Origin of the sequence: Xanthomonas vasicola, from assembly GCF_000772705.2 — a bacterium.
Taxonomy (GTDB): Bacteria; Pseudomonadota; Gammaproteobacteria; order Xanthomonadales; family Xanthomonadaceae; genus Xanthomonas; species Xanthomonas vasicola.
The window spans coordinates 243,917-256,826 of record NZ_JSBW02000027.1 but is presented as its reverse complement, the minus strand read 5'-3'; the positions used below and the strand labels follow the sequence as shown (position 1 = coordinate 256,826).

Genomic DNA, 12,910 nt, shown 5'->3' with positions numbered 1-12,910 from the left:
CCTGTAAACGCCCTCACAATCCATCTTGCGATCAACCTGGGAAGCTGGGGCTTGCCCGCAGAAAGCAGCTTGCGAGGCGGTGCCGGCGTTGCACGAGACCACACAAGGCAAATCCGCCTCAAAGCCAACGCTAACCAGCGCCTGCCGACGTCAGCGCCGTCTAACGACCGCGACCGCTTGCCTCAGCCCTTCTGTGTAGCGATCCAGCGTTGGATCTTGTCCTGCAATATATCCAGCGGCACCGAACCGTCCTTGAGCACTTCGGTGTGGAAGGCGCGCACATCGAAGCGTGGGCCCAGCTCGCGCTGCGCCTGTTCGCGCAACTGCGCAATCTTCATCTCGCCCACCTTGTAGGCCAGCGCCTGACCGGGGATGGCCATGTAACGATCCACCTCGGCTTCGGCATCGGTACGGGTCATGGCCGAGTTGTCCACCATGTAGTCGATGGCCTGGTTCCGCGTCCAGCCTTTGCTGTGCAGGCCGGTGTCGGTGACCAGGCGGACCGAGCGCCATAACGCATTCTGCAGATAGCCGTAATAGTTGTATGGATCCTGATACAGGCCCAGCTCGCGGCCCAACGATTCGGCATACAGGCCCCAGCCTTCGATGTACGCCGTCTCGCCGCCCAGGCGGCGGAACTTGGGCAAATCGGTCAGCTGCTGCTGCAACCCGAGCTGGTAGTGATGGCCGGGCACGGCCTCGTGCAGGTACAGGCTCTCGGCCTCCCAGGTTTTGCGCGAGGGCAGGTCGGAGGTATTGACGTAGAAGATGCCCGGGGTGCTGCCGTTGCCGCTGGGGCGCATGTACGAGCCGCTGGCAGCCGATTGCGCACGCTGCGGTTCCACCGCGCGCACTTCCAGCGCCGGCATGCCCTGAGTGTTGAACAGCCGCGGTACCGCCAGCTGCACGCGGCCCTGCAGGCTGCGGTACGTGCCCAGCAACTCGGTGTCGCTGCGGTAGCTGAAGCGCCGGTCGGTCTGCATGAACTTGTAAAACTTGGGCAGGGTGCCGCGGAATTTGACCTGTTTGGCCAATGTCTGGATTTCGCTCTGCAAGCGAGCGACCTCATCCAGGCCGATCTGATGTACCTGCTCCGGTGTCAGGTCGGAGGTGGTGCTCTGGCGTACGTCGTAGGCGTACCAGGCCGCACCATTCGGCAAGGCGGCAAGGCCATCGCTGTCGCGGCAGGCGGGCAGGTATTCGGTGGCGATGAAGCCGCGCAATGCACGGTAGGCCGGCATGATGCGCACTTCAATCATGCGCTTGTACTCGGCAGTGATGCGCTGCTTGTCGGCTTCGGGCATGTCGGCGGGCAGGTTGCGCACCGGGCCCCAGAACAGGCTGTCCTCGGCATTGCGCGCAATGATCGCGTCCAGCTGCGGCAACACCTTTTGCATCAGCACCTTGGGCTGCACCACGCCGGCCTGCATGCCGGCACGCATGTTGGCGATGGCCTGCTCGAACAGGTCGGGGATGCCGAGCGCACGCCGCGACCAGTTGTCGTAATCCTTGACCGTCTTGAACGGCTGCGCGCCGGTACCCGAGCCCAACACCACTGCAATGCTGGCGATGTTGTAGAACTGGTTGATCGGCAGCATCCAGCTGGGGAACTGCTCGGCGGCCAGCGCGCTGCGCGCATCGCGCACGAAGATCTGGTAGCTGAGCAGATCCTGCCCGCTTAGCCCATCGGGCCCCAGTGCCTCGGCCTTGCCCAACCACAGCACGGTGAAATCATGCGATTGCTGGCGGAACGCCGGCGACAGGAAGTTCGGCAACTGGTCGTTGTAGCGGCTCTCGCCCTGGAAGGTGGCCTGCAGCGGGTTGAGCTTGAGCGAGGCGTCCCAGTATTGGTCGTACAACAGGTTGAGCTGCTGCGCCTTGGTCAGCACCACCGGCGCGGCAACCGCGCGTGGCCTGACCGTAGCGGCCCTGCTGCCCTTGCCCTTGGTGCTCTTGGCTGCCGGCTTGGCGGTCTTCTTGCCTTTGCTCGCCTTCGCGCGCGTTTGCGTTGTCTGTGCCTTGGCGGTCTTCTTCTTGGCCGCGTCGGCCGGCGCCGCCAGCGACAGGCTTAAGAGGACGGCCATGGCCAGGGACAGCAGGCGGGAAAAGCGAAGGGGCATTACCGGCTCCGGAAACAAGCGAGCGGGGAGCTTGCCCGATCCGCACGGTTACGGCCACCCATTAGAGTCATACCGCCTATCGGCAATTCATGCGGCGCATGGGCGCGGTGCTGCACCTGCGTGGTGTGGTGCGCTGCGGCATGTGGAGAAATGCCGCGCGTGGGCCAGAGCGCACACTGCGCTCGCCTGCTACGCAATGATGAAGACCACTGGCGGTCAGGTGGTGTCACCGCAACACATTGCGGGGCGATGACCTTGGCCGGAGCCGCACGGCTTAGTCGGCAGCGGCTTCTTCGCGTAGCTGTTCAGCACGCTCGGCGCCCAGGTATGCGGTGATGCCGCGGCGCGCCAGATACAACAGCGGGATCAGCAATACCGCAAAGCCCATCTTGTAGATGTAGTTGAGCGTACTCACCGCCAGGAACTGGTCAATGGACCAATGCTGCGGGCCCAGCACGAAGGCGATGTAGATCACCACGAAGCTGTCCACCACCTGCGAGACCGCGGTGGAGCCGGTGGCGCGCAGCCACACGTGTTTTTCGCCAGTGACGCCGCGGATGCGGTGGAACACCGAGACATCGATCAATTGGCTAAACAGGAACGCCACCAGCGAGCCGCCGATGGTCCACAGGCCTTGCCCGAACACCGCCGCAAATGCGGCCTGGTAATCCGGCACACCCTGGTTCTGCGCCGCAGTGACCCACCAGCCAGCCGGCGCCAGTGCGATAGCCGCGAATGCGAACACGAAGCCGTAGCCGATCAGGACGACAGCCACCCACGAGATGAAGCGCACCCCACGGCTGCCGAAGAACTCGTTGATGGTGTCGGTCATGATGAACACCACCGGCCACAGCAAGGTGCCGGCGGTGAAGCTGAGCGAGCCGCTCTGGCCGAACAGATTCCAGTTCAACGGCGCAATGCCGAGCGTGTCTTCCAGCGCGAAGATCTTGACGCCGATGAATTCGGCCAGCGCCGCATCGACGCAGAAGAAGGCTGCCAGTGCAATGAACAGGCGTACCGCACGATCGTCTAGGGTACGCACCTGTGTCATGGTCTTAGCGATCTGCAGTTCGGGTGAAGGGAACCGATTCGGGCGCCACTGCGCCGCCTGAAATGATGAAGCTCATCGCCTGATCCACGCTCCAGTCGGTGGGCGTGAGCAGTTCCACCGGCACGATTTCCAGGTAGCCGGAGGTGGGGTTCGGCGTGGTAGGCACATACACCGCCGCCAGCTCGCGGCCGGTGCCCTGCTCCTTGATCACGCGGGTGACCAGACCTACCGACTTCATATCGCGATGCGGAAAGTCGATCAGCACCACGCGCTGGGTGCTGCCGGGCTGGGTCTGCAAAATATCGAGCAGCTTGCGCGCGCTGTCGTAGACCACGCTGGCCAGCGGAATGCGCCGCATGATCGCTTCGAACCAGTGCAGCAGGCGCTGGCCGATCACGCGCCGGCTCAGGATGCCGACAAACAGGATGACGGCCACCGTGGCGATCAGCGCGATGGTGTTCTGCACCCATAACGCCTTGAACCAGCCCAGATAATCGGGGAACGAGGCCGCGATGCGTTCGGACAACGGCACCACCCAGGGGCTGCTGATGCCGGAGAGCAGCGAGAAAACGAACTTCACCACCACCCAGGTCAACCAGACAGGCAGCAAGGTGAGCAATCCGGTCAGAAAGACCCGTTGCAGGGAAGGGCGTGCATGCGGAGTGGGGGATTCGGACATCGGCATAGTGTATTCATTCGGCCGCGCTCGGTGGCAATGTCGCGCGGATTTGGCTGCGTGCATTCGGGATTGGCAAAAATGCTTCGCGTGCGGCTGGGCACCGCAACGCCTTGTGCTTGCCTACATGCGCGTCTGCAGATCGCACAATGTCCTGCGGCGACACGGTTGCGTCTGCCCGTCGCAGGCCTGCGCCGATGGCACTAAGATGCGCGGCACCTGGGAAGGATGTATGCACATGATTGCCAAGTTTTTCAAAGCGGCCTTGCTCGGCCTCTGCATTCTGTTCGCGGCCGCAGTGGCGGTGTACGCGGTCTCCAGGCATTGGCCGATTCCCGAAGCGCAGCGTCAGGCGCTGGCGCAGCTGCGTCAGCCGCTGCCACCGTTGCGCGGGTCCAATATGTTCGGCGCGCTGTGGTCGCTGTCGTACGCGATCCCGGAAGCGCAGCGCGAGACAGTGCTGGCCCAGGACGTGGAACGATTCAATCGGCTGCCAGATCGCGTGCCATTTCAAAGCACCGCAGCGGGCTATCCGCGTTTGCCACGTTGGCCCTCCACCGCGCCCGCGCTGTGCACGGCCAGCGCAGGCGGATGCTTGCAGCGCGTGCGCGAAGATCCGCAGGCCTATGCCGATGCGCTGGTGACACAGGCTCCGATGTTGGCAAGGATGCGGGCATTGGCGAACTACGCCGACTACCGCAGCCCATTCCGGTCACGGGGCGATACGCCGTTGCCCGAATTGCCGCGAATGCCGTTGTCGATGACGGCCAGCGCCCTGGATTTCGTCCAGGGGCGCACCACCCAGGCCTTGTCCGGCGTCTGCACCGATGGGCAGGTTGCCCGTGTGCTGATGCGGAGCAGCGACAATCTGGCGATCACGATGATCGGCGCGGCGATGCTGCGTGGCAATGCGCAACTGTTTGCCGACATGCTGGCCGAGCTACCCGCGCAGCAGTCGCTGCCTATGCATTGTGCCGCGGCGTTCGCACCGGCGACGACGCAAGAGATCTCGCTCTGCCATGCGCTGCATGGCGAATCGCGGATGGTGTTCTCGCTGCTGCAGGACGCGCCTGCTCCGCATGATCGTGGCGGGCTGGAGCGCGTAGGGCCACAGCTGCTGGACCGCGAGCGCACCCAGGCCCTGTTGGCGCCGACCTTTACCTGGGCCTGCAGCGCGCCGGTGCTGGCAGTGCTGGCGCAGGATCAGGCGTTACCGCAAGACAGCGTTCCGGTGCCCGAGACCACATCGGTGACCTGCGTGGCTAATGCCAGCGGTTGCCTGTTGGCAAGCGTGTCGCGTCCAGACTACGCCAATTACCAACACAAGCTGCAGGACACTGCCGCTGCATTGCGGACTGTTTCGACGATGCTGTGGTTGCGCGATCACCCGGCCGACGCAACGCCGTTGACGCAGCGACTTGCCGCACTACCGCTTGCGCTGCGTGGGCAGACGCGCCCGCTGCAAGTCGATGGCGACGGCAAGCATCTGATCCTGGCTCAGTACGCCCGCCGCGAAGACGGGGCGGCGGAGTACCGCTGGCCATTGCCGGCCAGTCGGATCACAGAACAACGTCAGGCCAATGCCATTCAATAGAGCCGGCGATGCTCCATCGGCACGATGCATCCATCGGATGTGTCGCGGGAAAAACGCATCGCTCCAATAAGTTTGCAGCTGATTGTCTTGGCCGATATTCGCCGAATCGGCGCGCTCGCCACTGCTGTTGAGTGCACGCCTGGCGCAACGCAATGGCCTAAGCCGCAATGCCCAAACGCAACATGCCGCGCCCCAGACAGGACGCGGCATGCATGCATAACAGCGATGGCAGAACGACCCGATGCGCGCAGGCGCATCGAGTACCTGGCGCTTAGAAGCGGAAGTTCAACCAGCCCATCACGAAGGTCGAGTCGCCGTAGCCGGCTTTCTCCAACGCCGGGCCTGCCATCAGGTGTTCGGCGCGGAAGGTCACCGACCAATTCGGGTCGATATTCCAGGTGGCATTGATGCGCGGCATGGTGCCGATACGGCGTTGGCCGGTGTTCTGGGTGCGTGCGTAGGCGCGTGCCTGATTGTTGTAGATCGCATCGCTGGTGGTCTGGCGCCACAGCGTTTCCCATTCCAGATTCACGGTGATCTTGGAGGTCGGCGAGAACGTGAACGTCGGTGCGGCGGTGACCAGGTTCACCGGGCCGAAGAACGTGGCCCAGCTGAAGTAGATCGTGTTGCCGTACAGGAAGTTGTTGTTGCGCAACGTGCCGGTACCGGAGGTGCCACCGCCGCCGGACGCGATTTCGCTATGGAAGCCCAGACGCGGCTTCCAGCCCGATTCGCTCAACGACCACGCGTTGGAGGTGCTGGCCATGTAGGCGCGCAGATCGCGTCCGCCGAAGCTGCCGCGCTGCACGGTCACAAATGAATCGGTACGCAGCTTACCCACGTTGCCCCACAGGCGCAGGCCGTAGTAATTGCGGTTTTCTTCGGCAGTCTGGCGGCCCCAGACCTGGTTGTCGTTACGGAACTGGTAGAAGAACGGCTCCAGATACATCGGCTTGGCGGTCGGCAAGCGATAGCCGCCGACCACGCCGCGGAAGTGCCGCGAGCGGTCGATGCGATCGTCGCCCAGGCCTTCGGTGCCATCCAGGTTGAAATTGAAATCGAACACGTCAACCCGTGTCTTGTCGCCGATTGCCCAGGCGCGCGCGCCGTTGAAGGTCACGAAAATATCGGTGTTGTCGCGCAACGCCATCAACGTGGCGGGGCCATCGACGAAGACTTGGCGACCAACACGCAAGCCGGTGTCAGCGCTGCCGATACGGCCTTTCACGTCGAAGAACACCTGCTGCAGGATCGCGTTGTTTTCCTGGGTGCCGGTCTTGGTACCCTCGTTGCGTCCATCCAGGCTGCCGTGCGCCAACTCCGTGTACAGACGGAAGTGTTCGCTGACATGGAAATCCGCGCCGAAGAACGCGCGCAGCAGATACTGCTGCTGCGAATGACTACCGGGAACCAGGCCCGGATTGGTGATGGTGTTGCTGCGCATGCGCAGCTCGTTGCTCAGCGACACATACACATCGCCGTCTTGATTGAGCGGGATGAACTTGAGCGGATCGAACGGGCTTTTGCGCTTGGACGGGTCCTTTAGATACGACCAGTCTTCGGCCCAGCGCACCTGCCACAGATTGCCGCCCTGTTTGGCCCCCCAGCCTTGTGCTTCGAGCGGATAGCCCTTGGCCGTTGCCGGTGCGGCGGTGACCGGCGCTTTCGCCGGCTCGGCCACGGCCTGCTCGGCATTGGCGGGAGTCGCTTGCACCTGCGCAAAGCTGAGTGCCGGCAACGCCAACCCGATCGCAAGGCACAGGCGCCGGGTGGCACCAAAGGAAATATCGGCCATGGCCGGCTGCGCCAAGCGTGTCATTTGCATTGCATTGCCCCATCGAAAAGTGAAAACCCCTGAGCGAAGCTTATCGGCACGGGGACACCGACTGTAGTAAAGCGGCGCCAGAAAGGCTGTAACCCAAAGGTTCTAAGCTAATGAACGCACTGGGATTTGCGCAGGCGGGCGCTAGTGGGACGGGGATTGGGGATTGGGCATTGAGGATTCGCAACGGCGGCGTTGCGTTCTGCGGTGGAGCTCGCTGCGATGCTGACAATTGCTCAAACAAGCTGGCGACCACGCCTTTGTCTTTCGTTTTGGCGAATCCCTAATGCCGAATCCCCAATTCCCGCCCATGACGACCGGCACGTTCGCTATAGCTAGGTTCTACATAGCATCACCTTCGACCTAGCAGAGATGGCCGATAAGCGAGCCGGATATCTACCTACGCAAATTTCAGAAGGAGCTGAGTGCGGGCACGGTGTCGCTGGCCTTGCTGGCCCGGGCCGATGCGCCGCTGTATGGCTATCTCATCGCTAAACGTCTCGAGCGTCGGAAGGCGTGCTCAGCGGCAAGCAGAGCGCCTTGTATCCGGTGCTGCGCAATCTGGAACGGGCCGGGTTGCTGCAAAGCCATATCGAGCCATCGGCCTCCGGTCCGCCGCGGCGGTATTACCGCATTACCGACAGCGGGCGTGGCTGCCTGCGCGACTGGACCGCCGCCTGGCGTGCCACCTGAGATTCCGTTGATTCAGTGCTGGAGGGGACCCACGTATGAACACGATTGCACAGGCACATCCGCTGCCGACCACCATTCCCGATTATCTGTTGCAGTTGCGCCAAGCGTTGTCCGGGGCCGACCCGGCGATGATTCAGGACGCGCTCTACGACGCCGAAGAATATCTGCGTGCCGAACTGGCAGAGCAGAACTGCAAGAGCGAAGCCGAGGTCATTGCAGGCGTCGCCAGCAGCTACGGCGCGCCAGAGGAAGTGGCCGAGATCTATCGCGAAACCGAAGTCACCGTGACCCGTGCGTTGCGCCCACCGGTGCCACCCAAGCGGGCATCGTGGATCGGCGCATTTTTCGGCGTGGCCGCCGACCCGCGCACCAACGGCGCATTGTTCTACATGCTGCTGTTGCTGCTCACCGGCGTGTTTTGTTTCACCTGGGTCGTGACCGGCGCCAGCCTGTCGATCGGCTTGATGATCCTGATCATCGGGGTGCCGTTGCTGGTGCTGTTTTTCGGCTCGGTGCGTGTGCTTTCTCTGGTAGAAGGTCGCGTGGTCGAAACGCTGCTCGGTGTGCGCATGCCGCGTCGCCCGCCACATCCGGGTCTGCAAGGTGGTTGGTTGCAACGCATCGGTGCGATGTTCACCGACGTGCGCACCTGGAGCACGATGCTGTACTTCCTGTTGATGCTGCCGCTGGGCGTTATCTACTTCACCGTATTTTGCACGCTGCTGTCGCTGTCGTTGGGTCTGGCCGCGTCACCGCTGGCACGATGTTCGACAACGCCGCAGTGCTGACCTGGGATGGCGTGGATATGACCAGCGGCTGGCTGACGCTGCCGTTGTTCGCGGTGGGCGTGTTGTTGTTATTCGTCACGCTGCATGTGGCACGCGCCTTCGGCAAGCTGCATGGTATGTTCGCCAAGCAGCTGTTGGTCAGAAGTGGTGAGGCGGGTGCGTGATGCGCCTTGTCGAGACGTCGGCGTGCGCAGCGTCGATGCCGGCGCTTGCCGCGGCACATGACCTTGCCCGAGCGCTTGCACATAGAGAACGATAAAAACATCCCCGGCCGTGCCGGGGATTTTTCATTGCGTCTGTCAGGCGCGTTTACTGCGCTTGCGGATCGGCGTCACGGTGGCAGGGTCGCGGCTGCCGACCGGGTCCGCATCGTAGCGGGCGATAAATTCGCGCACCTGCGGGTACACCACTTCCCGCCAGCGACGGCCGCTGAAAATGCCGTAGTGACCGGCACCTTCCACCACCAGATGGCGACGATGTGCAGCATCGATGCCGGTGCACAGATCGTGCACCGCCTCGGTCTGACCGAGGCCGGAGATATCGTCTAATTCGCCTTCGATGCTCAGCAACGCGGTCTTGCGGATCGCCGATGGCTTGACCAGTTGGCCATCCACTTTCCACTTGCCCTGCGGCAGCAAAAACTCCTGAAACACCACGCGAATCGTGTCCAGGTAATACTCGGCCGGCATGTCGAGCACGGCGTTGTATTCGTCGTAGAACTGCCGATGCGCCTGTGCATCCTGCAGGTCGCCCTTGACCAGATCAGTGTAGAAATCCCAGTGCGACATCACGTGCCGGTTGGGGTTCATCGACAGAAAGCCTGCGTGCTGCAGGAAGCCCGGATACACCTGGCGGCCATGGCCCGGATACGGGAACGGCACCGCGTGAATCAGGTTGTTCTGGAACCACTCGATGCCGTTTTCGGTCGCCAGGTTGTTGACCTGGGTGGGGCTGCGACGTGCGTCGATCGGCCCCCCCATCATCACCAGCGAACGCGGCGTGGGTTCGTCATTACTCGCCATCAGCGACACCGCCGCCAGCACGGGCACGGTGGACTGACACACGCTCACCACATGCAGAGGCTCGGCGCCGATATGGCGGATGAACTCCTGGATGTAGGTGATGTAGTCCTCAAGCCGGAACGCGCCCGCTTCCAGCGGCACCATGCGTGCATCCACCCAATCGGTCACGTAGACCTTGTGGTTGCGCAGCAGGGTGCGCACGGTGTCGCGCAACAGCGTGGCGTGGTGGCCGGATAACGGCGCAACCACCAGCACGGCGGGTTGCTCCTTCATCTTGCCGATCAGTTCGACGTGGTCGCTGAAACGCTTGAAGCGCAGCAGCCGGCAGAACGGCTTGCTCAGCACTTCGCGTTCGATGATCGGCAGCGAATGGCCATCGACCTCGACATCGTCGAGCGCCCAGGCGGGCTTTTCGTATTCCTTGCCCAGACGGTGGAACAACTCGTTGCTGGCGGCCATGCGCTCGGCGCCCGGGAGCGAAGCCCACAGGCTGTCCGGGTCGGAAAACATCTTGGAGTTGGCCTGGGCCTGATGCACCCAGGGGGCTAGCAGATTGCGGGTCAGCTCATGCAGTTGATAAAGCATTCCACCCATCCGTGCGGTTTTGCTGCCGCGCAGCATACCGGTTTTGGCGCATTTGCACCTTAATGGGGCTGCGGACGGTTGAGGCCGTCATATGCAGTGTGGCAACAAACGCGCCGGCGTGAGATGGGTTGGCGGGGATCACGCCCCTGTTCCTGAATTATTGGGCTGTCCACACTCCGGTTAGCCACGTTCCAACGCAGACGTGGCTCCGGCCAACTGCGGCGATAACCAGCAATGCGACCCCAGCGCAGCAAAACCCACGCTGGCGAAGCGCTTGCGATACCAGCGCGCCGGTCGCGCCTGGAAGCCGTCGTGATCGCCTTCGAACGCATCTTCTTCGGCAAAGGCTTCCAGAAACGCCACCCCCGCGCACATCTCGGCCAATCCGGGCAGGCCCTGGTTGAATTCGCGGGTGGGCACGTAATGCAGTACGTCCGAGCAGATCAGCAAGTCCACCGGCGCGCACGGGCGCAGCCAGGCGAAATCGCCAAAGCGGGCGGGGTGGATCTGGCGGCTGCGGCCATAGCGCTGCACCGCATAGGCGCTGCTGTCGAAGCCTAGGTAGCTCAGCTTCGGTCGTAACGCCAACAACGGCGCACGCCATGCCGCCTCGCCGCAACCGACGTCGAGCACGCTGCGGATCGGCCGTTCCAGGTAGTACTCGGCCTGGGCAACGGCCAGTGCGACCTTGCGTCGCAGGCGCGCGGGGTCGGCCAGGCCCGCATCGCGATACCAGCGGCGGAAATAGTGGGCGTCGTACTGTTTGGAATCGGAGTACTGCATGGACATCAGCTGCTTTCGCGTGCGCGGATAGGTGAAAATGCGGGTCATCCTACGCGAGCCAGTGGAGCCAGCGCATGACCCTGTATTTGTGGATCAAGACCTTCCATCTGTTGTTCGTGATCGCCTGGATGGCCGCGGTGTTCTATCTGCCGCGCATTCTGGTCAACATTGCCGAAGCCGGGAACGACACCGCGGTACGCGCACGCTTGGTGTTGATGGGGCGGCGGCTGTACAAATTCGGCCACAGCATGCTTGGCCTGGCGCTGCTGCTGGGCGCGGTGTTGTGGCAGGGCTACCGGGTGATCCCGGATTTCCCGACGATGGTGACGGGCGGCTGGCTGCACGCCAAGCTGTTTGCCGTGGCATTGATCCTTGCCCACTACATCGTGTCCGGCCGCTGGGTCAAAGGCGCCGAACAGGGGCGTGCAGTGCCCAGTGGGCGGGCGTTGCGCTGGTTCAACGAAGCACCGGTGTTCCTGCTGGTCGGCGTGATCTGGCTGGTGCTGGCCAAGCCGTTCTGAGCGTATTTCGCACTGCGCCGAAAACGCGCCTGCGCGGTTCGGTGTCGCAGGCAGGACGCTGTTTCTGCTGACGGATCTGCGTGCAGACCTCCTGTTGTGAAGCATCACGCTGCTGTCGGTCGGCGGGCAGCGACTGATCAGGCAGATCGATCTGCGTAAGCGATGCAGCCACGTCCGGTAGTGGCTGCATAACGCTTGAGTCAGACTGCGCCGCAGAGCGGCGTCGGTTTGACTGCAGTGTGAAACATCAGACCCACGGCGCCTGGCCTTGCACAACGTTGGCGTAATAGCTCACGTTAGCTCGGACTGCGTAGATGGCGGCGAATCCGTAGCCTACTGCTCTCCCGAACCTACCGAGGCCGACGAGCTCCAAGAGGGTTGCCAAGGCAATCGCAAGCAGCACGTAAACAATGGCCTGACGCCACAGCCCCTTTGCCAGGAAATAGAACGGCCCCAGCAAGAAGGCAAGCCAGTTGAAGTTTATTCCTCTCCGTTCGGCAATCGGCAGGGAGCGAAAATCTGGCAACCTTGGACCACCGGCCTTGGTGATCACCTTGAAACGCTTCTTCCATTTGTCCGAGACAGTCAGGCGATCAATGCGATCTTCCTGCATGGCGAGCGTCGCTGTTTCAGCGGTAAGTGGCATAGGGCTTTGTACGCCATCAGAGTTGTACGACTTCATTGCTTTACATCTCCAAGGTGATGTCTGACGCGCGCGTCAGGCGTGGCGAGGTGATGCGCTTGTCGGCTGTTGCTTGAGCAGCATTTCCAGATACGTTTTCTGGTGTCCGGCAAATCCCTTCCTGCCGTACAACGCGTAAATCTTGCCCAAGACAGCGCTGACGCGTGCTTCATCTCCCAGCTGCAGCAGCGCATCGCATTCGGTCATCAGGACAAGATGGTCGGTGTGGTCCGGGTCGTCCTACATCCGCGCCATCACCTCGATCCACTGCACACGTTGTCTCTGTCGTGCAGGTCTGCGTAATCCTCTACGAAACTCGTAGACAGGCTTTGCGGGTAGTAATCCCCGTGCTGCTTGGGCTCGGGGATCAGCGCCAAGACCTACATCCCAGGGCGAGCGATTCCGCCAGGGTGCCGGCGCGAAAAATCTGCGCGGATTGCTCCAGCAAGTGATCGATCTCGGCTCTGAGACCCGCCTCGATTTGCGGCTTTCTCTGCATGGTGTGGCCGCCCTGATCAGATTGCCGATCGATTCAATGCATGCCGCGCGCAACTGCGCAGATGTCTCCGAGTG

9 protein-coding genes and 3 pseudogenes are annotated in these 12,910 nt (G+C 62.5%); 4 read left to right on the top strand and 8 right to left on the bottom strand.

Annotated elements, in window-relative coordinates; genetic code table 11:
• Nucleotides 1–182: 182 nt before the first annotated feature.
• From NX05_RS06600 to NX05_RS06590, 3 genes are all read right to left on the bottom strand, one after another.
• The gene (locus NX05_RS06600; RefSeq protein ID WP_039433472.1) at nucleotides 183–2,120 is read right to left on the bottom strand and encodes a DUF885 domain-containing protein; all 1,938 of its coding nucleotides are present in this window, start codon (nucleotides 2,118–2,120) and stop codon (nucleotides 183–185) included.
• Nucleotides 2,121–2,394: 274 nt separating this feature from the next.
• Nucleotides 2,395–3,171, bottom strand: a complete 777-nt coding sequence (locus tag NX05_RS06595) for a queuosine precursor transporter (protein WP_039433475.1) — start codon at nucleotides 3,169–3,171, stop codon at nucleotides 2,395–2,397.
• Between the two features lie 4 nt (nucleotides 3,172–3,175).
• Entirely contained in the window at nucleotides 3,176–3,850 is a 675-nt protein-coding gene (locus NX05_RS06590; protein ID WP_010380413.1) for a DUF502 domain-containing protein, read from the bottom strand.
• A gap of 235 nt (nucleotides 3,851–4,085) precedes the next feature.
• Between NX05_RS06590 and NX05_RS06585 the strand changes: the two genes are divergently transcribed.
• Nucleotides 4,086–5,441 (top strand): hypothetical protein, encoded by a 1,356-nt coding sequence (locus NX05_RS06585; protein WP_039433477.1) that lies wholly within the window; start codon nucleotides 4,086–4,088, stop codon nucleotides 5,439–5,441.
• Between the two features lie 271 nt (nucleotides 5,442–5,712).
• Here the strand turns inward: NX05_RS06585 and NX05_RS06580 are convergent, their stop codons facing one another.
• Nucleotides 5,713–7,266: an alginate export family protein gene (locus tag NX05_RS06580; protein ID WP_039433479.1), complete on the bottom strand. Its 1,554-nt coding sequence runs from the start codon at nucleotides 7,264–7,266 to the stop codon at nucleotides 5,713–5,715.
• A 376-nt stretch (nucleotides 7,267–7,642) separates the two neighbouring features.
• On the opposite strand from NX05_RS06580, the pseudogene NX05_RS06575 reads away from it, so the two are divergent.
• Both NX05_RS06575 and NX05_RS06570 read left to right on the top strand, forming a co-directional pair.
• A pseudogene (locus NX05_RS06575) lies at nucleotides 7,643–7,956 on the top strand (PadR family transcriptional regulator).
• A gap of 35 nt (nucleotides 7,957–7,991) precedes the next feature.
• Nucleotides 7,992–8,908: pseudogene (locus NX05_RS06570) on the top strand (sensor domain-containing protein).
• Nucleotides 8,909–9,043: 135 nt separating this feature from the next.
• On the opposite strand, the gene NX05_RS06565 reads toward NX05_RS06570, so the two are convergent.
• Both NX05_RS06565 and NX05_RS06560 read right to left on the bottom strand, forming a co-directional pair.
• On the bottom strand, nucleotides 9,044–10,387 hold the full coding sequence (locus NX05_RS06565; RefSeq protein ID WP_017112999.1) for a polyhydroxyalkanoate depolymerase: 1,344 nt from the start codon (nucleotides 10,385–10,387) through the stop codon (nucleotides 9,044–9,046).
• Between the two features lie 144 nt (nucleotides 10,388–10,531).
• The gene (locus NX05_RS06560) at nucleotides 10,532–11,134 is read right to left on the bottom strand and encodes a methyltransferase (RefSeq protein ID WP_026112296.1); all 603 of its coding nucleotides are present in this window, start codon (nucleotides 11,132–11,134) and stop codon (nucleotides 10,532–10,534) included.
• Between the two features lie 74 nt (nucleotides 11,135–11,208).
• On the opposite strand from NX05_RS06560, the gene NX05_RS06555 reads away from it, so the two are divergent.
• Entirely contained in the window at nucleotides 11,209–11,655 is a 447-nt protein-coding gene (locus NX05_RS06555) for a HemJ family protein (RefSeq protein ID WP_010366134.1), read from the top strand.
• Nucleotides 11,656–11,902: 247 nt separating this feature from the next.
• Here the strand turns inward: NX05_RS06555 and NX05_RS06550 are convergent, their stop codons facing one another.
• The gene (locus NX05_RS06550) at nucleotides 11,903–12,337 is read right to left on the bottom strand and encodes a DUF2628 domain-containing protein (RefSeq protein ID WP_039433481.1); all 435 of its coding nucleotides are present in this window, start codon (nucleotides 12,335–12,337) and stop codon (nucleotides 11,903–11,905) included.
• Between the two features lie 36 nt (nucleotides 12,338–12,373).
• Nucleotides 12,374–12,889 (bottom strand): annotated as a pseudogene (locus NX05_RS24770) (hypothetical protein).
• Between the last annotated feature and the right edge of the window lie 21 nt (nucleotides 12,890–12,910).